This is a genomic window from Vibrio sp. JC009 (genome assembly GCF_029016485.1).
In the GTDB taxonomy this organism is placed as follows: domain Bacteria; phylum Pseudomonadota; class Gammaproteobacteria; order Enterobacterales; family Vibrionaceae; genus Vibrio.
Genome location: NZ_CP092107.1, coordinates 988,239 through 1,014,195, shown reverse-complemented (window position 1 = coordinate 1,014,195; position 25,957 = coordinate 988,239). Strand labels below are relative to the sequence as shown.

General features: G+C 47.1%; 20 protein-coding genes. 18 read left to right on the top strand and 2 right to left on the bottom strand.

Annotation, left to right across the window (positions count from 1 at the left end):
- Positions 1 to 128: 128 nt before the first annotated feature.
- From kdgR to L3Q72_RS19295, 13 genes are all read left to right on the top strand, one after another.
- Complete coding sequence (kdgR, locus tag L3Q72_RS19355; protein ID WP_275132187.1) at positions 129 to 911, top strand: DNA-binding transcriptional regulator KdgR; 783 nt, start codon at positions 129 to 131, stop codon at positions 909 to 911.
- Between the two features lie 306 nt (positions 912 to 1,217).
- Entirely contained in the window at positions 1,218 to 1,868 is a 651-nt protein-coding gene (locus L3Q72_RS19350) for a CoA transferase subunit A (RefSeq protein WP_275132186.1), read from the top strand.
- A gap of 5 nt (positions 1,869 to 1,873) precedes the next feature.
- Entirely contained in the window at positions 1,874 to 2,530 is a 657-nt protein-coding gene (locus tag L3Q72_RS19345) for a 3-oxoacid CoA-transferase subunit B (protein WP_275132185.1), read from the top strand.
- Positions 2,530 to 2,883, top strand: coding sequence for a hypothetical protein (locus L3Q72_RS19340; protein WP_275132184.1), 354 nt, complete (start codon positions 2,530 to 2,532; stop codon positions 2,881 to 2,883). Before L3Q72_RS19345 ends, L3Q72_RS19340 begins: the two co-directional genes overlap by 1 nt.
- A 27-nt stretch (positions 2,884 to 2,910) precedes the next feature.
- A complete protein-coding gene (locus tag L3Q72_RS19335; RefSeq protein ID WP_275132183.1) occupies positions 2,911 to 3,726 on the top strand; it encodes an SDR family oxidoreductase in 816 nt (271 codons plus the stop codon).
- Positions 3,727 to 3,753: 27 nt separating this feature from the next.
- Positions 3,754 to 4,707 carry a 3-hydroxyacyl-CoA dehydrogenase family protein gene (locus tag L3Q72_RS19330; protein WP_275132182.1) on the top strand — a complete coding sequence of 318 codons (954 nt, stop codon included), beginning with the start codon at positions 3,754 to 3,756 and terminating at the stop codon, positions 4,705 to 4,707.
- Positions 4,708 to 4,783: 76 nt separating this feature from the next.
- Positions 4,784 to 5,755, top strand: a complete 972-nt coding sequence (locus L3Q72_RS19325; protein ID WP_275132181.1) for a cyclase family protein — start codon at positions 4,784 to 4,786, stop codon at positions 5,753 to 5,755.
- Positions 5,756 to 5,859: 104 nt separating this feature from the next.
- Positions 5,860 to 7,044, top strand: a complete 1,185-nt coding sequence (locus L3Q72_RS19320) for an acetyl-CoA C-acetyltransferase (protein WP_275132180.1) — start codon at positions 5,860 to 5,862, stop codon at positions 7,042 to 7,044.
- Between the two features lie 136 nt (positions 7,045 to 7,180).
- Positions 7,181 to 8,104, top strand: a complete 924-nt coding sequence (locus L3Q72_RS19315; RefSeq protein ID WP_275132179.1) for a 3-keto-5-aminohexanoate cleavage protein — start codon at positions 7,181 to 7,183, stop codon at positions 8,102 to 8,104.
- 243 nt (positions 8,105 to 8,347) lie between these two features.
- Positions 8,348 to 9,256: a LysR family transcriptional regulator gene (locus L3Q72_RS19310; protein WP_275132178.1), complete on the top strand. Its 909-nt coding sequence runs from the start codon at positions 8,348 to 8,350 to the stop codon at positions 9,254 to 9,256.
- Positions 9,257 to 9,501: 245 nt separating this feature from the next.
- A complete protein-coding gene (locus tag L3Q72_RS19305) occupies positions 9,502 to 10,974 on the top strand; it encodes a sodium:solute symporter family protein (RefSeq protein WP_275132177.1) in 1,473 nt (490 codons plus the stop codon).
- Positions 10,975 to 11,491: 517 nt separating this feature from the next.
- Positions 11,492 to 12,427 carry a methyl-accepting chemotaxis protein gene (locus L3Q72_RS19300; RefSeq protein ID WP_275132176.1) on the top strand — a complete coding sequence of 312 codons (936 nt, stop codon included), beginning with the start codon at positions 11,492 to 11,494 and terminating at the stop codon, positions 12,425 to 12,427.
- 167 nt (positions 12,428 to 12,594) lie between these two features.
- Positions 12,595 to 12,816, top strand: coding sequence for a hypothetical protein (locus tag L3Q72_RS19295; RefSeq protein WP_275132175.1), 222 nt, complete (start codon positions 12,595 to 12,597; stop codon positions 12,814 to 12,816).
- 47 nt (positions 12,817 to 12,863) lie between these two features.
- Here L3Q72_RS19295 and L3Q72_RS19290 read toward each other — a convergent pair whose 3' ends face one another.
- A complete protein-coding gene (locus tag L3Q72_RS19290) occupies positions 12,864 to 13,769 on the bottom strand; it encodes an AraC family transcriptional regulator (RefSeq protein WP_275132174.1) in 906 nt (301 codons plus the stop codon).
- A gap of 175 nt (positions 13,770 to 13,944) precedes the next feature.
- On the opposite strand from L3Q72_RS19290, the gene L3Q72_RS19285 reads away from it, so the two are divergent.
- From L3Q72_RS19285 to L3Q72_RS19265, 5 genes are all read left to right on the top strand, one after another.
- The gene (locus L3Q72_RS19285; RefSeq protein WP_275132173.1) at positions 13,945 to 14,988 is read left to right on the top strand and encodes a sensor domain-containing diguanylate cyclase; all 1,044 of its coding nucleotides are present in this window, start codon (positions 13,945 to 13,947) and stop codon (positions 14,986 to 14,988) included.
- A gap of 155 nt (positions 14,989 to 15,143) precedes the next feature.
- The gene (locus L3Q72_RS19280; RefSeq protein WP_275132172.1) at positions 15,144 to 16,115 is read left to right on the top strand and encodes an HlyD family efflux transporter periplasmic adaptor subunit; all 972 of its coding nucleotides are present in this window, start codon (positions 15,144 to 15,146) and stop codon (positions 16,113 to 16,115) included.
- A 10-nt stretch (positions 16,116 to 16,125) separates the two neighbouring features.
- Positions 16,126 to 17,844 (top strand): ATP-binding cassette domain-containing protein, encoded by a 1,719-nt coding sequence (locus L3Q72_RS19275; RefSeq protein ID WP_275132171.1) that lies wholly within the window; start codon positions 16,126 to 16,128, stop codon positions 17,842 to 17,844.
- A 1-nt stretch (position 17,845) separates the two neighbouring features.
- Positions 17,846 to 18,970, top strand: a complete 1,125-nt coding sequence (locus tag L3Q72_RS19270; protein WP_275132170.1) for an ABC transporter permease — start codon at positions 17,846 to 17,848, stop codon at positions 18,968 to 18,970.
- Between the two features lie 4 nt (positions 18,971 to 18,974).
- Positions 18,975 to 20,081 carry an ABC transporter permease gene (locus L3Q72_RS19265; RefSeq protein ID WP_275132169.1) on the top strand — a complete coding sequence of 369 codons (1,107 nt, stop codon included), beginning with the start codon at positions 18,975 to 18,977 and terminating at the stop codon, positions 20,079 to 20,081.
- 35 nt (positions 20,082 to 20,116) lie between these two features.
- On the opposite strand, the gene L3Q72_RS19260 is transcribed toward L3Q72_RS19265, so the two are convergent.
- Positions 20,117 to 25,780: an AAA family ATPase gene (locus L3Q72_RS19260; RefSeq protein ID WP_275132168.1), complete on the bottom strand. Its 5,664-nt coding sequence runs from the start codon at positions 25,778 to 25,780 to the stop codon at positions 20,117 to 20,119.
- Positions 25,781 to 25,957 lie beyond the last annotated feature (177 nt).

Below are 25,957 nucleotides of genomic sequence, written 5' to 3'. Positions count from 1 at the left end.
AATCAGACAACCCAGACCCTTATTCATACATTTGTGTTTTCCTAATTTTAAAAAGCGGTTTTGAAATTACTAGTTTCATAAATTCAGTTGGTTATAATGATGGGACGTTATACGAATAAGGTTAAGTCATGGCAAAGTCTACACAGCCGGAAGCAGTATCGTCAGTATTAAAGGTTTTCAGTATTCTTGAAGCTCTGGGTCAGCAAAAAGAGATTGGTGTCTCAGAGCTGTCACAGCGGTTAATGACCTCAAAAGCAACCACCTACCGCTTTCTGCAGACCATGAAATCTCTGGGCTATGTGGCTCAGGAGGATGAAGCAGATAAATACGCGCTTACCCTGAAGATGTTTGAGCTGGGCTCAAAGTCACTGGAGTATGTGGATGTCGTTGAGCTGGTTGAAAAGCAGATGCGTTACATCTCAGAGCAGACCAGAGAAACCGTGCATCTTGGTGCTCTGGATGAGGGCTCGATTATCTATATCCATAAAATCGACTCCAGCTACAGTCTGCGTATGTATTCAAGAATTGGCCGTCGTAACCCTTTGTATAGCACCGCGATAGGTAAAGTTCTTCTGTCAGGCCGCTCCGAAGAGTTTGTGCGTGATGCGCTGGCAGAAGTTGAGTTTGTAAAAAGTACCAATAAGACTCTGGAAAACGTAGAGCAACTGCTGGCGGAACTGGAAACCGTGAAGATGCAGCATTACGCGGAAGATAATGAAGAGCAGGAGTTGGGCGTGTACTGTATCGGTGCGCCAGTCTATGACCGCTTTGGTAATATTATTTATGGCCTGTCTATCTCATTCCCGACTATACGTTTTGATGAAAAGCGTAAGTCTTATTATGTAAAACTGCTTCACGATGCAGGCAGAACCATCTCTGAGCAGATGGGCTATTACGACTATCCGGTTTGATTTTTAAATCAGCCATCAATCAATACCTATTTAAGCTTGATGGCTTTTTAATCACTTCAATTCCTCTCAAAGCTACTAAATTCTCTTCTTAAATCAAAAATAATTTTGCGCCAGTGAAACACCTCCGTTTCATTGGTGGAATATGGCGCATGGGTTTTGTGAACTCGTACATAAAACCCCCATTTCTGTGATATTTCTCAAACAATACCTTTCACCGATGAAAGACGTCCTTTCATTTATGCTGTTCTGGAAAATTCTATAAGGAGTAAAGTTGGGCCCACTTAGACGGTAAAGAGACGTTCAACGATGCTTAAGAAAGAGATTATAACTCCCCAACAAGCGGCATCCAAACTAAAAGATGGGATGACCGTAATGGTTGGTGGGTTCATGACAATTGGCACACCAGAAAGCCTGGTGAATGCCATTGCAGAGTCCGGTGTTAAAGACCTTACCATCATCTGTAATGATGCGGGATTACCAGAGAAAGGCGTAGGGAAATTGATCGAGAATGGCCAGGTTTCGAAACTTATCGCCTCTCACATAGGCCTGAACCGTATCGCAGGTGAGAAAATGAACTCCGGTGACATGGAAGTCGACCTGATTCCTCAGGGCACGCTGGCAGAACAAATTCGCGCTGCCGGTGCCGGTCTTGGTGGAGTGCTTACCAAAACAGGTCTTAGCACTCTGGTGGAAGAAGGCAAGCAGAAGGTCACTGTTGCAGGAGAGGAGTTCCTGCTGGAAGAGCCGCTTAAAGCAGACGTTGCGCTTCTCAAATCAACCGTTACCGATGTGTACGGCAATACCATGTTTAACAAAACCACAGCGAACTTTAACCCGGTTATGGCGACTGCTGCTGAACTGGTTTTAGTTGAACCTGATGAAATCTACGAGCCGGATAAAGTTGATCCCAACTTTTTCACTCTTCCTTCTGTTCTAGTTGATTACATTGTGAGGTAAGGCAGATGTCGATGAAAGATTTAATCGCAAAACGCGTTGCCGAAGAACTGAATATCGGCGATCTGGTGAACCTGGGCATTGGCATGCCAACTTCTGTTGCAGACTTTGTTCCTAAGGAAAAGCACATTGTATTTCAGTCTGAGAATGGCATGGTCGGTCTGGATTCAACGCCGGCTGAAGGTGAAGAAGACTGGGATCTGACCAATGCAGGCGGCACACCGGTCACCGCAACTGAAGGTGCCGGCTATTTTGATTCAACACTTTCATTCAGCCTGATCCGTGGCGGACATGTTGACGCAACTGTGCTGGGCGCCATGGAAGTGGATCGCAAGGGTAATCTGGCGAACTACATGATTCCCGGAAAAATGGTAGCCGGTATGGGCGGCGCTATGGATCTGGTGAACGGCGCCAAGAAAGTGATCATCATGATGACTCACTGCAACAAAAAAGGCGAACCAAAGATTCTGGATAACTGCACCCTTCCTCTCACAGCGACTAATTGTGTTGATTTAATCGTTACTGAGCTGGCCGTTATCCAACCTACAGCTGAAGGTCTGGTACTGAAAGAAGTGGCTTATAACACCACAGTTGAAGAAGTACTTCAGAAGACAGGTACCGAACTGATTGTTCCACAAGAAATAAAAACATTCGGAGAAGAATAATGAAACTTACAAAAATCCAGGACGTGAATGAATATCAGCCACCGGGTCACTTTGGCGTAACCTGCGTGAAAATTCAGGGCGAAGAGACCGGCCTGAAAAAATTCTGGCAGGGTCTGTCAACTTTTGAAGCAGACGGTGGTGCTGAGTGGCAGTACGGCGCAGGTACATTCGGTGCTGAAACAGAGAAAAGCTACTTTGTTCTTGAAGGCGAAATCACGGTTGAAAATGAAGCCGGTGAACAGTTCGTTGTTGGTGAGAGTTCTTCAATTTCTATGCTGCCAAACGAAAAGCGCAAGCTATGGGTTAGCGGCGGTAGCCAGGCAAAAGTACTGGTCACAATTACAGCAGCATAAACAAATTTTAGTTAAGGAAATATCAAAATGGTTATGACATCTACCTGGGACAACAACTTCGCGACAAACTGCTTTGACCTGAAAGACAAGGTTGCGGTAATTACCGGTGGTAACGGTACGCTTGGTGCGGCTTATGCACAGGCATTTGCTCTGCACGGCGCAAAAGTTATCGTGACGGCGCGTCGTCTTGAAACACTGGAAGAGACAGTAAAATCTGTGGCTGAAGTTGGTGGTGAATGTACGGCAATCACTGGTGACGTGACAGACGTTGAAGCACAGCAGGCTATCGTAGATAAGGTTCATGAAATGTATGGACGTATCGATGTTCTGGTAAACAACGCGGGCATGGCGTTCCGTGCTCCTGCAGAAGAGATGCCGGTTGATAAATTTAACCAGGTACTGAACGTAAACGTAACCGGTACTCTGGTTCCTTGTCAGGTATTTGGTAAGTACTTTATGAAACAGGGACACGGTAAGATTGTAAACACATCAAGTGTTCGCGGTTTCTGTGGTCACCCTGATGGTTACACTGCTTACTCTGCTTCTAAGGCTGCGGTTGACTCACTGACCAAGCAGATGTCCACCGAATGGTCTATCAAGGGTGTGAAAGAAGGCTTCACTATCAATGTGAACGCCATTGCACCGACTCTTATCAAGTCTCCTCTGACTCAGGAAATCTGTGAAGATCCTGCCCGTATCGCTCCATTCCTGGCTCGTCTGCCAATGGGCCGCGTTGCTGAAACTAAAGATATGATTGGTCTGGTTATGTTCCTTTCATCTCCGGCATCGGACTTTATCAACGGTCAGATTATCTACGTGGACGGCGGTTGCACTGCAGGTTAATTGCCTGGGCAGAAACAGGAAAATACTATGAATCATAACGATATTAAAAATATAACCATTGTTGGTGGCTCGGGCATGATGGGCGTTGGTATTGCTCAGATCTTCGCTGGTGGCGGCCGCAATGTAACCATCAAAACCCGTAACGTGGCTAACTGCAGCGCGACGGAAGATATGGCTCCTCAGCTGGATATGTTTATCCGCGAAGGCCTGATGGATGCGGATAAGAAAGATGCAATTCTGGACCGAATCTCTATCACAGCTGATGCGATTGAAGCCTATGCAGATGCGGATCTTATCTTTGAATCGGTTCCTGAAGTGATGGATATCAAGCACGATACCTTCCGTGAAATGGAAGCGCATGCTCGTCCGGACTGTATCTTTGCTTCCGGTACTTCAGTGAAGTCGATTACTGAAATTGCAGAGGCTGTTGAGAAGAAAGACCGTGTTATCGGTATGCACTTCTGGAACCCGGCGGTACTTATTCCGCTTGTGGAAGTGATCCGCACAAAAGACAGTGCAGATGACGTAATTCAGGCTGCGATGGATTTGCTGACTGACTGTGGCAAGGCTCCGGCTGAGTGTAAGAAAGACGTTCCGGGCTTTTTGGCAAACCGCCTTCAACATGCTCTGTGGCGTGAAGCTTTCTACATGGCGGACGAAGGTATCGCTGATCCGAAAACCATTGATGAGTGCATCAAGAACTCTTTCGGTTTCCGTATTCCTCAACTGGCTCCGTTTGAAAATGCAGACATGGTTTCAACTGAGCTTAGCCTGAACATTCATGATTATATGTTCCAGCACCTGTACTCAGGAATTGAACCAAGTACAACGCTGAAGAAGCTGGTAGAAGACGGAAAATCAGGCTTTAAGACTGGTGAAGGCTTCCAGAACTGGACGCCCGAGCAGACTGCAGCCTCTAAAGACGGTTTATTTAAATATCTGATTGATCAGACGAAGTACCGTCGTTCACTGGAAAACTAATTTAACAATAACTGAGCGGCCAGGATTAGAAACCAGGGTCGCTCAGAATAAAGCTAATCATCTGGAGATAGTCACAATGACTAACAAGAACCATAACTTTTTTGCCGGCAAAGTAATTGTCGATCTTTCACACCCGGTAGGCTCACAGTCGCCACAGTGGCCTTACTTCCCTCAGCCTGAAATTACCCGTGCACACGGTCTGGCTAAGTCTGGCGTACTGACTCAGTTCTTCAAGATGCCAATGCACTGTGGTACTCACGCGGACTCACCTCGTCACGTTATCGAAACTGAGTTTGATGGCCGTCGTGCCCGCTACACTCACGAGATGGATCTGGAAGCTTACTGTGGTGATGCAGTATGTCTGGACCTTTCTCACCTTGAGCAGTGGACTCTGATTAAGGCTGAGCACATGGATGAAGCACTGGCGAAAACCGGTGTGACTCATGAAGAGCTGAAAGACATGATCGTTATCATCTACACAGGTATGGCAGAGCAGTGGGACGACAGCAAGCAGTACTACCACTACGCAACTGGTGTGGGTGCATCTGTTGGTCACTGGTGCATGAAGCACGATATCAAGGCGCTTGGTGTTGACCAGCAGGCTCTTGACCATCCGCTGCATACTTCTATCGGTGAAAAGCTGGCTGGACGTCTGTCTATGGGGCTTGAAGGTTATTCCGGCCTTCCTCTGCGTCACGAGTATATCGAGAAATTCGGTATCGAAGAGTTCGCTCACTTTGACCGTGACCTGTACAAAGAGATCCACGGTGAAGAAGCGTATCAGGAGCTGTACGGCCTGGTTGAAGAGAAAGGCATGTGTAACGGCGTATGGGAACCATGTCACAAGCTGCTTCTTGGTAACGGTAAAGTAGGCTGGGAAAACGTTGGCGGTAATGTAGCGAAAATTGCTGGTAAGCGTTGCACCATCATTGGTGTTCCACTGAACCTGTACTGTGGTGACGGCTCTATGTCACGTCTGATGGCGGTTATCGATGAAGATCAGGTGAACGAAGTACCGGATCGCGTATACCCATATGGTGACCACTAATACCTAATTAAGTTTGATTCCACCATCCGACTTCCCAAGTCTCACCTACCTACCTGAATTAGGGTGGTGGAATCATTTTTTACCTACATTTTGAGGCTTCGATGATGAAAGAAGTAGTAATAGTCAGCGCGAAACGTACAGCGATTGGCGCCTATCTTGGTGCTTACGCGAATGTTTCCGCAATTGATCTGGGTGTCACGGCAGTTAAGGCTGCGATTGAAGAAGCGGGCATCACACCTGAGCAGGTAGATAATGTTGTTCTTGGTAACGTGCTGTCTGGTGGTCTTGGTCAGAACCCTGCGCGTCAGGTTGCTAAGTTTGCCGGTATCCCGAATGAAAGAACCGCGAATGTGGTTTCTATGGTGTGTGGCTCTGGCCTGAAGGCGGTGATGGACGGCGTAAACCAGATTCGTCTGGGTGAAGCTGAAATCGTTGTTGCCGGTGGTATGGAGTCTATGTCCAATGCAGGGCATGTGCTGCAGTCACACAGAAACGGCGTAAAAATGGGTCACTCTCAGCTTACTGACACCATGCTGAATGATGGTCTGACGGATGCTTTCGGTGGTTTCCATATGGGTATCACGGCTGAGAATCTTGCTAAGAAATATGAAATCTCCCGCGAAGAGCAGGATGCGTTTGCCGTTCAGTCGCAAAACCGCGCCGAAGCTGCGGTAACTTCCGGCCGATTTAAAGATGAAATTGCTCCGCACACCATTCCTGGCCGTAAGGGTGACGTTGTGGTTGATACCGATGAGTTCCCTAAGTTTGGCGCGACAATGGAAAGCGTTGCAAGACCTCGTCCTGCGTTTATTCGCGATGGCAGTGGCACGGTAACGGCAGCGAATGCTTCCGGTCTGAACGATGGTGCGGCAGCTCTTGTACTGATGAGCCGAGAAAAAGCAGATAAACTGGGCCTGAAACCTTTGGCAACTTTTGTTTCTCAGGCTGCTGCCGGTGTTGATCCAGAAATCATGGGTTACGCTCCGGTTCCTGCTACCGAGAAGGCACTGAAAATCGCCGGACTGGACGTGGCAGATATGGATCTGGTTGAAGCAAACGAAGCTTTTGCATCACAGGCACTTTCAGTGTGTAAAGGTCTGGATCTTGATCCTGCAATCACAAATGTAAACGGCGGTGCGATTGCTCTTGGTCACCCAATCGGTGCATCCGGCGCACGTATTCTGGTTACTCTGGTTCATGAGCTTACCAAGCGTGAACAGCGTTACGGTCTGGCAACTCTCTGTATCGGTGGCGGACAGGCTTGTGCAGTGGTTATTGAGCGCGCTTAAAGCGTCTTAACCTCACGAATAGTAATCCGATTTATACATTTCAGGCTTGTTCCTCAGGGAATATGGCTTAGATAAATTCGCGCCGGATTCAGGGTTTTCCCGCTGATGGCGCATCAAAAATAAGAGGAAAATAATTATGTCTCTTGCAAATAAACGTATTCTTACCGTTGCTTGTACTGGTGCCTGGCCAAAGAAAGATATGTTCCCTGATGTGCCGGTAACGCCACGTGAAGAAGCAGATGAAATCATTGCGTGTCATGCTGCAGGTGCATCGATTGCTCATATTCATGTACGTGATGATAATCAAAACGCCACTATGGATATCGCTAAGTTTCAGGAAACTGTGAACTATGTTCGTGAAGCTGAATGTGACATCGTAATCAACCTGACTACTTCCGGTGGTCTGGGTATCGAAGATGAAATCCGTATGCTGCCATTCCAGGAGCTTCGCCCTGAAATCGCAACCTTCGATGCAGGTACAATGAACTGGGCACACACAACAGTATTTGAAAATACACCTGTGTTCCTGGGCAAACTGGCTAAAGAGATGCCTCTGGTTGGCGTTACTCCTGAAATCGAAATCTTCGATATCGGTATGATTCACAACGTGCTGTTCTACCGCAACTCGATTGAAAAGGCGAATGCGAAAGCACGCGAAGCGGGTGAGCCTGAAGCGCATAACCCATTCATCCGTCCTCACTTCCAGTTTGTATTGGGCGCACCGGGTGGTTCTCCGGCTGAAGTTCATATTCTTCTTCAGATGCTTGATGAAGTACGTCGTCACTGGGGTGATAACTTTACCTGGGGTGGTCTGGGTATCGGCCGTGGTCACCTTCCGATCATCAACGCATGTATCGCACTTGGCGGTCATATCCGTGTGGGTATGGAAGACAACGTTTACTACCGTCGCGGTCAATTAGCTAAGTCTAACGTTGAGTTTGTTGAGCGTACTAAGCGTATGCTTGAGTGCAACGACCTTGAAATTGCAACTCCGGATGAAGCTCGTCAGATCCTGAATCTGAATAAGTCGAACTTCCCAAGCTGGAAAAGCTACGAGTAATAAACCTTTTCTGCCTTAATAGATCTGGTTCAACGTTTTTGGGAGTTTTGCGATGGCATCACTCCCATTTTTATTGCCTCAGGTCTCAGTAATACATTTGTCAGCTAATTACAGAACGTGATCTGTAATACAATGCCTGAATAATAATACGAAGTTTGAGATGTTGTTATGTTGGACGAGGAATTAAAAAACACAGCTAGCTTAAATGGGTCTCAGGTTATAGATCCTCAGCAGTTGGTTCGCATGCTGTTTTTTATCGAGTTGATTAATGCCGGCTCAATTACTAAAGCAGCGGAAACCATGGGAATTTCAACCAGTACCGGTTCCCGTTGGTTAAGCGACCTGGAAGAAGAACTGGGCATTAGCCTGTATCAAAGAAATAACCCGAATGAAAGACTGACGGAAGCCGGTTCTTTCCTTTACAGCAAATTCTCGGAAATCACAGATGATATTCATCTGATGATTAATGAGCTTACCGGGTTCACCACCGAAACCCGCGGTAATATCAAGGTTTGCTGTACGCCTATCTATGCCGAAAAAGTGGTGCTGCCTATTATCAGCGAATTTATTGAAGATAATCCGCTGGTGAATATTCAGTTAACCATGACCCCAAGGGGGATGGATTACTACAAGGACCACGATTTTATTATCTCTGCCGTTGCAGGTTATGCGGCAAACAAAGATTCAGAACTGCTACTGGTTCGTCGAAATCTTCTTACCCAAAAGTTTATAACCGTCGCTTCTCCTGAGTACATCAAAAAAAATGGTGAACCTCTGGTTCCACAGGATCTGGTTAATCACCGTTGCCTCTATTCAAAAGCACTGCAAAATCAGAACCAGTGGGTCTATAAACAAAACGGTGAAGCGGTTCCAATCCGGATTGTGAAATCCATAGAAGTGTCTGATGCTAAGGTAATGTTATCCGCAGCACTTCATTCTACCGGTATTACTTATTTACCGGAATTTGTTGTGCAGAAACATATTCAGGATGGAAGCCTGGTGACATTATTAGATGAATATGAAACTGATGACTGGTATTTAAATATTTATTACCTGCCTCAGCGATTTATGACGCACTGTGTTAAATCATTTAAAGACTTTTTCCTGGCGAACCACAGGGAGCAGGTAAATGAATTTAAAGCGACAAGTTAAAACTAGTTTAGAAAAAGTTTAGATAAGCAGAGGGCGTCAGTAATTATACTGACGCCCTCTGTTTCTATCTGGTTGTATTTACGGTTGTTTTTTTGGCGGGAAGTGGGTTCCCGCTGATGGAATAGGATATATTTTGAAGGGTGATTTAGTTCCATTTTTTATATTTAGTAGTAATGCAATATCTACTTAGTCCAATAGGTATTCAACTCAATAATTAAATAACATGTGAAACAGGGGGACGGAATATGAACTCCGTACTACTAATGGTACTTATCTACAATGTCGTCGTTATCGGTGGTATTGGATGGTATTTAAATCAAAAAGATAAAGCAGCGGGTACAGTAACAGATATGGCGCGCGGTGGTGCAGATGCCAATATGGCAATGTTCTCCGTTACATTGGCAATTACTTACCTTGGTTCTGCTCACGTATATGGCTTAATGGAAATGTCGTTTGGCATGGGTGCGGTAGCACTCTGGTTCTGTTTTGCTCATACCATTCTAATGTGTGTAATCTGTCTGGGTACCGGCCGCTGGGTGCGTCGCCTTGGCTGTGCCACAATCCCTGAACTTCAGGGTGATATGTTTGGTAAACAGATGCGCAACCTGACAGCCTGTGTGGGTGGTATGGTTGTGTTCGGACTGGTTTCTCTGGAAACACAAGCTTTGGGTATCGCACTTTCCGCATCCAGTGGCTGGTCTCTTCCTGTATCTGTTATCGTCGGTGCGATTCTTGGTCTGGCTTATGTAACCATGGGCGGTATCAAGCAAACCATGTGGGTTAACCTGGTTAACGCAGTGGTGATGTACGGTTCGATTATTATCGCAGGCTTCTATCTAGCATTCGCTCTGCCGGAGGGTTGGGAAGGTGTTAAACAGTTCTACGTGGACAATGGAACTGAATTCAAGCTAAGCATCTTTGGTACACCTGATCTGCTGTTTGGCTTTGGTGTGGCAACTATTTTCTCAGTGGTATTTTCTCAGTCAGTTAACCAGCAGGGTATGGCTGCGGCAATGTCAGCCAAGAACGAAAAGGTTATCCGTCGCTCCATCTGGATTGCCGCGCCAATCAATGGTTTGTTCGGTGTATTCCCGGTACTGGTTGGCCTTGCGGCTGCGACAATTCCTGAGTTTGCAGAGCTTGGTCCTAAGCTGGCGGGTGCAACACTGGTGGTTAAACTGCTTCCAACCTGGCTGGTCGTTCTGCTTCAGGCTGGCTTTATGGGCGCATTGCTGTCTACTTACGCTATGACGGTACTGGCTCCGGCAACCATCTTTACTAAGGACATTATTCAGGCTAACTCTAAGACGGATATGACACCTGTTGAAGAGAAGCGCACTATGCAGCGTATGATCCTTATCTTCGGTATCGTTGGTGCAGTGCTGACCTTCTTCAACCAGCCTGCGATTGTACCTGCTATCAACTGGTTGTTTGCATGGCTTGCTCCACTGTTCTTCGTAACAGTTGCGGGTCTGTTCTGGAAGCGTAATGCAAAAGCGGCAACAGCAACACTGCTGGTATCCTGGGCATGTAACCTGGCGTGGACTATCCGTCCGGTTAAGCAAATGATTGTGGATGCATTCCCTTCAACAGCGCCATTGGCCAATGCGCACATTACCGCAGCGGTAGCACTGATAATGACGGTAGTATTACTTTCGCTTTCCTCGGATGCTGAACCTGCGAAATTCAGTAAGCCTCAGCCAGCGACTTCGTACTAAGGAGAAATATAATGAATTTTGCAGCAGAACTGTTTTTACACTCAGCAGGATTAATTTTTACAGTGATTGTTATTTCTGTGGTGGTTTCAAAAATAATCGGCACAAATACTGAAGGAGAAGAATAATGGATCAGACAGATATTTGGATGATGGGCGTAATTTTTGCCGGAGTGGTGTTTTACGCATGTACGGTTTATTTTGGAAACCGTACCTGATAAATCATTTTCGATAAAAAAACGGCTGTTATAAGCCGTTTTTTTTATGGGAAGTGAGTTTTTATGTATGGGAAATCAGGAAAAGATAGTTGCTACTTTTATCAACAATTGGCTCAGTTATGAGGAGTATTATGAGTTAATTGAAAAATACTTTTTAAGAATAAGTATCAGGTGGTAATTATGAGTACGTTTAATAAAATAATTATAATTAATCTAACATTTATTTTTCTATTTTTATTAACCGATAACTACTTTGATGAAATATTTTATTATGGAGATCTAGTTTTTATTCTCTTATTATCAGTGACCAATCTGGGGCTGATTCATCTTTGCTATGTTCAGCCAATAAAAGACTTTAATAATCGCCTTTCCGGCCTGCTTGTTGATGATCTGGTTACGGCAGAAAGTGTAGCAAGTATTACCGAAGGTAAAGCTCTGGTTGAGAAACTGGCTAAAAGACTCAATGAAGCAGAGCTTGCGGTTATTTCTGAGCGGCATGATAGTCAGATCCAACGGGATGAGCTAAAAGAATCTCTGAGCGGGAGTGTTCGTGAGTTATCTGTACTGGTTTCAGATATTGTTGCAAGGCTATCTGAAGATCTGGACACCTTTGCGGATTATTCTGCTGGGAGATCTTGTGCTATTTCAGACAAGGTTGCAGCATTGGATTTGGATATTTTAAGTTGCATCGAAGCGCTGGATAAAATGGAAGAAGGCACAATGGCGGATGCTGAACACATCACTGACTCCCGGCAGATGGTCATCAATCTGAGTGAAGGTGTTGACAAGATTAATGGCCTGACCCAGGAAATTAACAGCATTTCAGATCAAACTAACCTGCTGGCGCTGAACGCTGCGATTGAAGCTGCCAGAGCGGGGGAACAAGGACGTGGATTTGCGGTTGTTGCCGATGAAGTGCGGACGCTTGCAGGCAGAACTCACGCTTCTACGACCAGCATTGAACAGAGGGTGGACGTACTTACCTTAAATGCTGACGAATCAAAACAGGCAATGGATGTGGTTTACGACAATGTCAGCACAGCTGTGGAACAGATTAATCAACGCAGAGCCGAATTGCAGGAATTTTCACATAAGCTAAGGTCTCTTGGGGAGCACAGTAACGATTTAGATCAGAGAATGGCTCAGTATAGGGGGGGTATTGAAAGAATGAGTAATAATTTCAATGCCCTGATAAGAGCACATGAAAGAATTCAGCATAGTTTGCCTGATGTGGCTTAACAGAGTTGTTCCTGGTTATGCAAAGATTGTCTCAAAACTGAAAAGATGGTTATTAATTGTACAGAAAGTGACAGTTTTCATAATTAGTGCTGGAATTCTAACCTGAGTTTGTATATATATTGTATTACAAATAAAAAGCAGTAATTAGATGTAGTAGAGCAAGAAGTATGAGCAGTGTGTATAAAATTGAGACCTATTGTGAATCATCAGCGATGATGGTTGAGAGCTTCATCGTAAGTATGGGCGGAAAGTGTGTGGTTCAGGGCAGTGCAGTTGTGACTGACTATGGATTTAACTCTTATCATTCGCTGGAGCTGCTGCCGTTTATCTCCGTTATCAATGATAATGTCACAGATGTGGATATGAACCGCTGGGCTGAAGCTTGCTAAAAGCGCCAGCCGGGCGGGTTGAAAACCCCGAATCCCGGGGAATATGGTTAAGCACCGGACTGTTTTATATACTGTCCTGGTGTCATTCCGAATCGGCTTTTGAACGCCCTTGTAAAATGGGACTGGTCATTAAAGCCTAGCTCGTGTCCCACGGAAGCAATGTTAACTTTGTCTGAAGATAGCAGAGCTTTGGCCTGATCCAGCCGTTTATTCATCAGATATTGATAGGGCGTAACGCCAACCAGTTTTTTAAACTCTCTCAGGAAGTAAAACTTACTGCATCTTAGCAGGTCTGCGAGATCTTCCACCGAGATATGTTTGCCGATGTTGTCGCTGATGTATTGGTCGATTTTATCAACCTGCCCCTGGTCAAACTTGGACGAAGAGAGCTGAACATCCTGCAGGTCGAAGTAGTTGGAATAGTTCTGAATGTAATGGGTTGCCAGCAGGGACAACATATTTCTTAAATACGCCTTTCCGTTCCGGCCTTTCGCCTGTGTTTCTAATAAAAACAGTTCAATGATTCCTTTAATTGTTTCGTCCAGCACATTGTAGTTATTCAGAAACTGAAGCTCTTTCCCCTCAAGGTTGAGTGGGCAGTTAGCCAGAAACTCTTTCTCTTCCACGGCCAGAATAACAAAGTAACAGGGCTCTGAAATGTCGTGGGTAAAGGGGGTTTTCGGCGGGTTGATCCAGATATTTCCCGGACTGGTTTTTAACGATGTCAGGCTGCCATCTCTTTCTGCGCTCCAGTTGAGATCCTGATCCAGCGCCAGAGCAAAATAGAAATAGGGCGTATAAACATTGGTTGGATAAAAATGCGGTGAATTGCCTTTTTCTATTATGACTCCCGGCCAGTCCAGTCCGTGATTTGAAAGCTCAATGTTCAGAACCTGACCACAATCAGATAATTCATTAGATTCAAAGTCATAAAATGTCAGGTGAGACTTCATCAATTCATCCTTTCTATCAAATATCTACCGCACAAAACCTTAGCCGAATAGGTTGTGAGGCGTCAACTTTGAATATGGATCGGATGAAATATGTTTCGAATCAAAAATCAGCAATATTACCTTTGGCGGAAAGCAGTAATAGTACTATTATTTTGGTCTGGGTATCAGGGAAGATATGAGCGGTTTTATGAGTGATGAATCACCAGACTTAAGTTACGAGTCATCTATACATGCCGGTAAAATGAGCATACTGGAACACTTTTGGCAGCACTCGGATGACAATATTTTTATCATGGTTCTTGATGAGGACGATGAGTTCTCAATAGAGGATCTTAATCCCGCTCAGATCCGTAATTTCGAGATGGGTAATGAATATAAAGGAAAAAAGTTAAAAGAACTGCTGGATGATGCCATTCACGCAAGTGTCGATTTTCGTTACCGGAAGTGTCTTGCAGAAAACATTCCCCACACCTACGACGAAACTTTTTTACTTCATGGTAAAACCAGGCACTGGAATACCATGATTATCCCTGTCCTTAATTCTGCTGACGGTAAAACCCGGATCTTTGGGATTGCGAGGGAAATGACTCCCCTTATTAAGGCTAAAGAAGCGTTAGCAACGATTAATGAAGGTCTTGAGAAGGTTATTTCTGAGCGCACCATAGAGTTGCAGGAATCCAATAGCAAACTTATGGAACAGTCCCGCAAACTGGAAGAGCAGGCTCTTAAAGATCCGCTTACTCAAATCGGAAACAGGCGCTACTTCTTTAATCATGTTGAATCTTACCTGCAGGCTGCAAAGGATAAGAATCAGCCGGTTTCCATTATTTACACCGATTTAGATAACTTTAAGCAAGTGAATGACAGCTATGGTCATCTGGTGGGTGATTCTATTCTGAAAGAGTTCACTGAGCGCATTAATTCTCAGCTTACGGATTCCGATATATTTGCCCGGTTTGGAGGAGAAGAGTTTGTTATTTTTCTGCCTGAGGTTGATACAGAAGCAGCAAGAAAAAAAGCGGCTGAAATATTACAATCTGTCAGCTCAAGTCCGTTTATTGTCAATGACAAATCAGTAAAGGTGACCTCCAGCATTGGGTTAGCGGTCACGATTCCCGATGAAAACTTTATTCTTGATAAGCTTCTTAGCAATGCAGATAAAGCGCTTTACTCAGCGAAACGTAATGGAAAGAACTGCGTAGAGGTCTATGAAAGATAGGTATTAAACCTTGCCCCATATTTTTCAAATTATTCAGGAGCGGTTTTCCTGAATAATTATTTTTCTTAAAAATCAATGATGTTATTCCGATAAACACCTAAAGTTATCTTAGAAGAGTTAAATAATTCGTCAGTAACTTTGCAGGTAAATCGGCTATGAGCAAGAAACTAATCCCACTTGTACTGGTTATTATTGCTGCCGGAAGCTGGTATGGCTACAGCAATTATTATATGCCCCGGAATGATGAGAGTGTCATTTATGGCAATATCGATATCCGGGAAGTCAAACCGGCCTTTCGTCAGTCCGGGCGTATTGAACATATGTATGTTGAAGATGGTGCGCAGGTTGAAAAAGGGGATTTACTTGCCGAGATTGACGATATTCCTTTTCAGAGACAGGTTGATCTTGCCAGGGCCCAGCTGCTGGTTGCAGAAGCAAAGCTCGCTGATTTGATAAAGGGCCCGCGTGAGCAGGAAGTTGAATGTGCAAGACAGGAAGTGATTCAGCTTACCGCTACGTTAAAAAACGCAGGGTACCAGTACAACCGTCAGAAAGATTTGATCAAAACCGGATCAACCAGTGCCGATAATCTGGACAATGCCCAGGCCCGCTACAGTGAAACCGGTGCCGCACTGGCCGCAGCTAAGCAGCGCCTGTCTCTGCTGGAGGAAGGAACAAAAGCGGAAACCATCGCCATTGCCCGCCAGGAAGTGGATGTCGCCAGGGCAGAGCTTGCAATCAAAGAGACCGCTTTGCAGGACACAAAACTCTATGCGCCTGAAAACGGAATTGTGCTTACCCGCATTCTGGAACCCGGCTCAATGGTGAGTGCGGGAAGTCCTGTGATTTCCCTGTCTTTAAGAAACCCTACTTATGTCCGTGCTTACGTTGCGGAGACCATGCTGGGACAAATTGCTTCCGGTGATACCGTGACGATTTATACCGATTCCGGTCAGCAGACCTTCGAGGGACAAATTGGCTATATTTCACCTAAGGCAGAATTCACCCCGAAATCGGTAGAGACACCTGAGTTGAGAACCAGCCTTGTTTACCGCATCCGGATAGTGGTTCACGGCGACGACAGAGGATTAAATCAGGGGCAACCCGTTACCATTTCTCTGCAGTGAGGCTTTGGTTATGACCAGTCAGAATGTGGTGGCAAGGATCTGCAATGTCAGCAAATCTTTCTCCGGCAGCAAGGTGTTAGATGATGTCTCAGCTTCGGTTCGCTCGGGAGTGCTTACCGGGCTTGTGGGCCCGGATGGTGCCGGGAAAACCACCCTGATGCGGATGATTGCGGGCTTACTGAACCCCGGGGAAGGCTCTATCGAAGTGGTAGGAAAAGATTCTGTTGAGTTTCATGACGAACTGGCAGAGCAGATAGGCTATATGCCTCAGCGTTTTGGTCTGTATGAAGATCTGAGTGTAATGGAAAATATGCAGTTATACGCTCAGCTTCGCGGTATCGATACCAGAGCGCAATCTGACCTTTTTTCAGAGCTGCTTAAGTTTACCCGCCTGCAACCTTTTACCGAAAGGCTTGCGGGCAATCTGTCCGGCGGTATGAAGCAAAAACTGGGGCTTGCCTGCGCCCTGATGGCCCGGCCAAGACTTTTGCTGCTGGATGAGCCTGGCGTTGGCGTGGATCCTCTTAGCCGTCGCGATTTATGGGCTATGGTTGATCAACTGCTTGATGAGGGGATGGCTGTGGTCTGGGCTACCGCTTATCTGGATGAGGTAGAACAGTGTGATGAAGTACTGCTTCTGAATCAGGGAGCACTGCTCTATTCAGGAAAACCCGATGTACTGACTGAGCGGCTTGCCCACCGCAGTTATAAGCTGAACAATGTCTACGACAGGCGCAGGGATGTGTTGCGCCACCTTCTGGATATGCCTTTTAGCTCTGATGGTGTGATTCAGGGGCAGGCCATTCGTGCGGTGCTCTCCGGTGCAGAGCAGCGTCAGGAACTGGAGCAGTTTGCCGGGCAGGAGCAGGCGCAGGTGGTGGAGTGTCCGCCAAGGTTTGAAGATGCCTTTATAGATCTGCTGGGCGGGGCTCCGTCCGGGCGATCAGACCTGGCGGAGAAGATGGAGCAGATCAGTAATGAACTGCAAAACGTGGTGGAATGCACCGAGCTAACCAAACAGTTTGGTCATTTTAAGGCCACCGACAGCGTCTCCTTTTCAGTTCAGCGCGGAGAGGTTTTTGGCCTGCTCGGGCCCAATGGTGCGGGTAAGTCGACCACATTTAAAATGCTGTGCGGCCTGCTTTCGGTCAGCTCGGGAAGCGCCAGAGTGGCGGGTGTGAATCTGGCAAGCGCGTCCACTCAGGCAAAAATGCAACTGGGCTATATGGCGCAAAAGTTCTCACTTTATAACCTGCTTTCGGTTAAGCAGAACCTGGACTTTTCCGCCGGAGTGTACGGCCTGACCGGTAAAGTGAAAAAGCAGCGGATTCAGGACATGATTGAGACCTTCCGTCTGCAGCCTTACCTTAATGCCAACCCGGATGATCTATCGCTTGGTTACAAGCAGAGATTGGCTCTGGCCTGTGCGGTCATGCACCGTCCAAAGGTGCTGTTTCTGGATGAGCCTACGTCCGGGGTGGACCCCATCACCCGGCGTGAATTCTGGACTCATATTAACGGCTTTGTCGCCAAAGGCATGACGGTAATGGTCACCACTCACTTTATGGACGAGGCGGAATATTGCGACCGGATTGCCCTGATGTACCGCTCGAAGCTAATTGCGTTGGACAGTCCGGATAACCTTAAACGCCGCTGGAGTACCCCGGATAATCCGGATCCGACAATGGAGCAAGCCTTCATTAAGCTGATTGAAAATGAGGACGAGTGATATGGCCGGCACATTCAGTCTAAAACGCGTCAGAGCGTTAATCGTTAAAGAGTCACTGCAGGTGATCCGTGACCCATCGGCCATTGTTATCGCCTTTATTCTTCCCGTGGTGCTGCTGGTTCTGTTTGCAACTGCAGTTTCTCTGGATATTAAGCAGCTTCCCATTGCGGTGGTGAAGCAGGACAACTCCTCCTGGTCTGAGTCTCTCTCCTCTGCCTTTAGCCGGACCCGTTATTTTATCGTTGAGCCGGTACGTGACCTGCGGCAGGCTCAGGAAAAAGTGGCTTCGGGAAAACTCAATGGTGTGGTGATTATCCCCGATAATTTTTCACAAAGAATTGCATCGGGAGAGAGAAGCAATCTGATCCAGATTATTACCGATGCCTCTCAGCCCAATACCGCCAACTTTGTTGCCAATTATTCTCAGAACGTCGCCATGTTATGGGCTCAGCAAACCCTGTCAGATATTCAGGGGCAGAGTATTAATGTGGAAAACCGTGTCTGGTTTAACCCGGAAGTGGAAAGTAAACGGTTTCTGATCCCAGGCGCCATCGGCATAGTGATGACCATGATAGGCACCCTGTTAACCGCTCTGGTTATTGCAAGGGAGTGGGAGAAAGGCACAATGGAGGCGTTGATTTCTACCCCTGCCCAGGTTAACGAAATCCTTATCGGCAAGCTGATCCCCTATTTTGGACTGGGTTTAATTGCAACAGTGATTTGTGTCTTGCTGGCGACTTACGCCTTTGATGTACCGCTGGTGGGATCCTGGTGGGCGGTTCTTCTGCTTTCGTCCTGTTTTCTGGTTCCGGCTTTAGGCCAGGGGCTGTTAATCTCTACAGTCGCAAAGAATCAGTTTGTGGCTTCTATACTGGCATTGATGTCGGCATTTCTTCCTGCCTATCTGCTATCAGGCTTCCTGTTTGAGATTGACTCCATGCCTTATGTTATCCAGCTCTTAACTTATGTACTGGCGGTGAAATATTATATCGCCTGTATCCAGACAGTCTTTCTGGCAGGGGATATATGGCCTCTGTTTATCCCAAATATTGCGGCAATGCTTTTTATCGGGCTGGTATTTTTTATTATCGCTCACAAAAAGTCCTCTAAGACACTGGAGGAGTAGAGTTATGTTATTTTCCCCGGCATTAAGAGCTCAGATTATTAAAGAATTTCTCTGCATTCTGCATGATAAGAAAACGCGGATCATTTTAGTTGCCCCTCCGCTTTTGCAGCTGGTTATCTTCGCCTATGCCATTACGCTGGATGTGTATAACGTCAATATCACGGTCTTTAATCAGGATAATGGTTACTATTCCCGGCAGTTTTTAGACCAGGTTTCAAAGGCCGATTTTGTCGGGCATGTGGCGAGTGTCTATTCGTACCGGGAAGTTGAACAGCGTATGAACCAGAGGCAGAGTCTGGTTTCGGTTATTGTGCCTTCTGATTTTTCTAAGGCCTTATCTTCGGGCGAAAATCCTCAGGTTCAGGTGATTTCTGACGGAAGAAGGGCAAATGCGGCTCAGGTGGTCACCGGGTATATTCAGAGCATCAGCCAGCAGTTTATCTCAAGGGTGAATCCGGCGCAGACCACCGTAAGTCCGGTTACTGTTCGCCACTGGTTTAACAGTAATCTTAATTATCAGTGGTTTGTTGTCCCCGGTCTTTCGGGGGTGCTTTCTATGGTTATTGCCCTGCTGCTGACGGCTTTGTCCATAGCCAGAGAGCGAGAGTTAGGGACCTTTGAACAACTGCTGGTATCGCCCTGTCATCCGGGAGAAATCATCGCCGCTAAGACAATTCCGCCACTGATTGTCGGCTATGTGCTGGGAAATCTGATGATTGCGGCAGGGGTATTCCTGTTTCACATTCCTTTTATGGGATCCTTCTGGTGGCTGCAGCTGGCTTTGATTGCCTTTCTGATTTCTACTTCATCGTTAGGGCTTATGATTTCAGCCGTATCGAATACTCAGCAGCAGGCTATTCTGGGGTGTTTTGCCATTGTTGTGCCCCTGATGCTGATGTCCGGCTTTGCAACGCCGGTTGCCAATATGCCTGAGATACTTCAGCATATCGCCTACTGGCTGCCTATTCAGCACTACCTGATTATCGTGCAGGGAATTTTTTTAAAAGCCCTGCCGGCAGCAGAGGTTATCGCGCATATTATCCCCATGGGCATTGTTGCCCTCGTCTCCCTACCGGTTGCCAGTATTCTGGTCAGATCCAGGCTTGCGTAAAGTGACCGAGCTCAAGGCAGCTCGGTTGCTCCAAACTACCTTACAGCATGATTCTTTATCCATTTGGCCAGAGTAGCAAACAGGGCTTGCGGAACAATGGGCTTGCCTATGTGATCGTTCATTCCGGCGTCCAGGCATTTCTGTTTTTCCTGATCCATAGCATGAGCTGTCATAGCAATGATTGGCAGCTCGCTTTCTGACCAGATTTCCCGGATATGTCTGGTTGCCTGATAACCATCCATTTCAGGCAGTTGTATATCCATAAGAATGGTGTCAAACGGAGCATTGTTGCGAACCGTGTCTACGGCGATTCTGCCATTTTCAGCTACAACGACTTCTATGCCCTGGCTTTTTAAAAGTGCCTCAGCAACCATCTGGTTTACTTTATTATCCTCAACCAGAAGCACACGGCGGCCGTTTAGCTGGTTGATATCCGGCTCTTTATTCCGCGCCTCTGATGTGGCTTGACCGGTTTTTGACGTTGCGCGGGTTAAGCGCGCTGTGAAGCTAAAGCGGCTGCCTTTGCCCGGCTCACTGGATACAGACACAGAGCCACCCATCATTTCCACCAGGGCGTGGCTGATAGTTAAGCCAAGTCCTGTGCCTCCGAATTTCCGGGTGGTGGAGCTGTCTACCTGCTCAAATGCGTGGAATAGTTTTTCCTGCTGCTCCTGCGTGATGCCTATGCCGGTGTCAATAACTTCAAACAGAAGTTCAGCCTGCTCACCGGCGGAGTTAAGCACGACTTTTTGCTCTTTTACTCTGACAAGGATTTTTCCTGTCTTGGTAAATTTCACGGCATTGCCCACCAGGTTGACCAGTACCTGTCCCAGCCGCATGGGGTCACCCAACAGCTCCCGGCTTGTGCCTGAGGCAATCTCTATCTCAAAGCCGAGCCCTTTCTCTTCTGTTTTGAGAGAAAACAGGTCGTAGAGTTTTTTAAGGACATCATTCAGTGAGAACTCAACATTCTCGATTTCAACTTTTCCTGCTTCTATCTTAGAGAAGTCCAGAATGTCGTTGATGATGCTAAGCAGTGAGTCAGCGGCGCCTTCAATTTTGCTCAGATAGTCGCGCTGCACGCCATCAAGTTCTGTTTTCAGAGTCAGGTTGGTCAGGCCGATAATAGCGTTCATTGGGGTTCTGATCTCATGGCTCATATTGGCAAGAAAAGCGCTTTTGGCTTTGGCGGCATCCTCTGCCTTATCTCTGGCGATTTCCAGTTGCTGGTTGCTTATTTCCAGCTCAGAGGTGCGTAGCTGAACTCTCTCTTCAAGCTGGGTATACAAACGTGCGTTCTCCAGAGAAATTGCCATCTGTGAGGAGAGCAGTTTTAGTAACTCCATCCGGTCGGGTGAGAAGGCGCCCCGGACAAGGTTGTTCTCCAGGTATATGATGGCGCTGAGCTCTCCCTGCTGGACCAGAGGGAAACAGAGAATAGATTTGGGTTTATTTGCTGCGATATAGGGATCGGAAGAGAAGTTATTTTCTGTGCCGCCATCTTCTAAAAGAAGGGTTTCCTGTGTTCTGAGTACGTAGCGGATAACGTTCAAAGGCACCTGGTGACACTCTTTGAGTAAAACTGAGGTAAATGTACGGATATCATCATTTCCCATTCTGCCTTCGGCTTCCAGATACCATTCGTTTTCTCGGGGAAGTAACAGGCAGCCCTTTTCTGCTGCGGCGCTTTCAATCACAATGCGCAGCATAGCTTTAAGCAGGCTGTTTAGTTCCAGCTTTTCAGAGATGGCTTCAGCAGCTTTGATGATGCTGAATAAATCTATCTGCGCTTCTTTCTGGTGGCTCAGCGTGCTTACCGTTCCCGGTTCCAGGTGGTGCCACTCGTTTGCAGAAAGTTCAGGGTATTGCCTTAACATCTGCTCTGCTTTTGCCTGCGCGCCCCACTGCTGGAACTGATGCAGTGCTTTGTTCAGGTAGACATCCCGGACTAAAGGCATTCTCTCTTGTGCAAAGTGATCGGCAGCCAGTTCCAAGGCCAGTGCCTGCTCATGAATAAACCCGTTCTTACCGGCCAGCTCTATGGCTTTTTCATAGTTTCTCAGGGCAGTATAGCCATCGCCCTCTATTCGCGCGCGTTCCGCCTCCACCAGGTGATATTTGTGCAGAGTATTTCCGGGAGCACTCCGGGCCCAGGGCTCAAGCTCTTTCTGGTTTTTTACTATTTGTGCCAGCACCATTTTGCGCGATTCGTTGTCAGCAAGATCTTTTCCCTTTGCAAGGCACAGTGAGTGGTAGAAATTATGGGCCGGAAGAAAATACATGCCTCCGCCACCGGTTTTATAGATCTCGTTTTCTTCTGCATAAACCAGCGCCTGTTCATAGTCTCCAAGAATAAATGCGTTCATGGTCATGGTCAGAAAGGAGGTGCATAAAAGGGTATATTGCCTGTCCTGTTTCAGCTCACCTATGATTGTCCGGTAGTCGAAAATCTGTCCTTCAAGCAGTGCCGGATTCTGGGTAGTTTCCTGTCCGGAAAGGTTTAGCGCAGACTGGTACACAGGCGCCAGATAGTGGAAGTGAAACTCCTGTCTCAGTGCTTTGATTTTTGTGCAACTGTCCTGATACCTGTCTATCAGCCCGGGAAGAGGGGCACCCATAAGGTACTGATAAATATCCGGCTCAACCAGGCCGTAGCAGGCGTATTCAAGATCCCCTGTGGTTACGCCCGGCTCATAGGCTTGATAGAAGAGTTTTACATTCTCATCCAGCGGGCGTTTCCAGTGCATTACCGTGGCGCAGAACAACACCCGGATACGGGCCTGAAGATGCGTTGCCCCTCTTTTATCAGCCAGGTCAACGCCGGCTTTGCCCATCAGATAGCCGCGTTCAATATCACCCTGACCGCATAAAAGCCCGCCGTAAAATACATAGCCCACGGCAGAAAAATCGCAGTTACCGTAGTGGTAGGAGAGATTGGTCATGGTGATGCCAATCTTTTCAAAGGCGTGCGGATTAGCGGCCCAGGCGGGAGTAATTATGGTGTTGAGGATCCGCATTGCGGCGAGTTTTACCGGATCTTCCATATCAGGAAGTTCCGTCAGCGATTCGACATCAAATTCAGCGGCCTGCTCATCAAGCGTGATCTGCAGGGTAATCAGCGCCTGAAGGCCGTGCTCTACCGCTTCCCCCTGACGCCCCTGAGCAATCAGGTACTGAAGATAAACGTTGCGGACCTGAACCGCATCAAGCTCACTGCGGGCTTTGCTGATGACAAGGTCGATATGCTGCTGCATCTGTTCGTATGAGCCCATCAGGAAGCTGAGGTGCGCTTCTTCTGTGCTGCACTGTATCATCTCCCGGTAGTGGCTATCGAAGTTATTATCTAAGAGCTCCCGGGCTATGCGGAAGTGCACGAGAGCGGAAAGGTAGGCAGATGACTGTTTAGCACGCAATCCGGCAGTGATATTTAGCTGTGCCAGCCCGGCTTTATCCTTTTTACTGGTGAGCAGGCTGCGGCCTTTGTTCAGGTGCTGGGCAATATCAAATATCTGCTCGTCCAGCTTACCGCTATCGACAGCCATCTTTTGCAACTGCCTGCCCATCTCCAGATGGATGTGAGGCAGTTCGTTTTCCGGGATCATGGAATAGGCAGCTTGCTGAACTCTGTCGTGAGCGAATTTAAATTCACTCTCTTTCATTTCATCTTCCCACTGGCTGGAAATCATCCATGGGATCTGATTCAGTGGGATCAGCAGGCCTTCCTCCATCGGAGGTATCAGACTCTTCCTGCTGCGGCAACCGCCCTGCTGACACAGTTGATACAGCACCTGCAGATGAAAGCGGTTACCCAGACAGGCGGCTTTCTGAAGCAGTTTCTGGCTCTGCTCAGGCATGCGCCTCATTCGGGAGGTCAGGAGTTCCACAAGATTATCGGTTACGTTCCGGGTTCTTATTTCGTCCAGATTCCATTCCCAGCGGCGCTTTTCCGTATTGAGGGTTAGCAAACCATCCAGATATAAGGTCTTGATAAACTCCCGGGTAAAAAACGGGTTTCCGGCTGTTTTTTTCCAGACAAGGTTTGCCAGCGGAAGGCTCTCCTCCGGCGTACAGAAACAAGCATCGGCGATAAGCTCTGAAACGGCACGGCTCTTCAGATTGTCCAGGTGAAGCGTGGTAATTTTTCCGTCTTCTTCTGCTATGGCATTTATGGTTGAGGTAAGCGGATGGCTGTCATCCACTTCATTATCCCGGTAAGCCAGAATCACCAGAAGATGTGACAGACCAGGATCCAGCATCAGGTTTTTCAGCAAAGTGAGTGAAGGGATATCTGCCCATTGCAGGTCGTCGATAAACAGAACCATGGGGTTTTCGGGCAGGCAGAGCGTTTTTATAAAGTTGCCGAATACCAGATTAAAGCGGTTCTGAGCTTCCTGCGGGCCCACCTGAATTACCGGAGGTTGTGGCCCGATGATCAGCTCAAGCTGGGGGATCACTTCTATCAGGATCTGACCATTAATTCCTACAGCGGAAAGAATTCGTTCTCTGTAGCGGCTTAGCTCCTTTTCTGACTCGCCCAGAAGCTGGCTGCAGAGCCCGTTAAATGCCTGCGCTATTGCGGTATAGGGGATATTTCTCTGGTACTGATCAAACTTACCCGACAGGAAGCTGCCGTTTGTTCTGGTCAGTGAGGCATAAATCTCTTTGACCATAGCCGTCTTGCCAACACCGGCCACGCCGTTCACCAGCATCAGCGTTGTTGTGCCTGAAGCAACCTGGGCAAAAGTGCTCTGAAGCTGTGCTGTTTCCTGTTTGCGGCCGTACAGCTTCGGAGGAATGGAGAACTGACTGGAAACATCTTTTTCACCCAGCTTAAACGGGTGAATGGTTCCGCTGGACTGAAAATGGCTAAGGCATTTCTGTAAGTCACTGATTATGCCTTCAGCAGATTGATAACGTTTTTCTGAGCTTTTGGTCATCAGTTTTAAAATCACTGCCGAGAGCATCTCAGGAACATTCTCTTTCACTTCGTGCGGAGGCAGAGGGTTCTTAGCCAGATGCTGGTGTATCAGTGTGAGAGCATCCTGGCTATAAAAGGGCAGCTTTCCGGTCAGTAGCTGGTAAAACGTGACGCCAAGCGAGTAGTAATCGGTGCGATAGTCCACCGGCCGGTTCATTCGGCCGGTCTGCTCGGGGGAGATGTATTTCAGAGTACCGTCTAACTGGCCCGGGCTGCTGAAGTCCTGGTTCTTCTGATGCTCACTGGTGGCACTGCCAAAATCAATCAGTCTGATGTCATCCAGCCATTCATCGGAGTGATCTCTGCTTTCTGTAAAGCGCAGAAGAATGTTAGATGGATTTACGTCTCGGTGAATGACGCCTTGCTGGTGAACCTGCCCCAGAATTTCAGTAATACGAATTGCCAGCTGCAGAAAATGGTCGATTCTGATATTTCCCGCCAGTGAAAGCTTATCTGCGGAATCGGCAGCAATATCCTCCATCACGATCATCGGCCCTGAGTCCATGTTTTCAAAGCTCAGGACCTGAATAATTCCCGGCAAATTCAACTGATTCAAAATGTCGTATTCACGTTTAAAACGAATAAGCTGCTTTGCTGTCGGTGGTTTTTGCGGCAAAAGTTTAAGGGTTACCTGCTTATCATCAGCCTGGCGAAGCGCACGATATACGATGGAGTTGGAGCTCTCATGCAGCTTTTCAATTATCTGGTACCCGGGAAACATGAAAGACCTCTTAACGTTGAATTTGCTTGCGTGATCTGCGTCACTTAATATCTTGGTGGCTTTTTAGTTATATATGTGACTTCTATCACTTTTGGTCTTTTTGTTAAATGGGCCATTTTGGCGTGTGTGATTGGGGTCACTGTGAGTGAGGAGCTTTTGCTTTAACTGTGAAGTTTG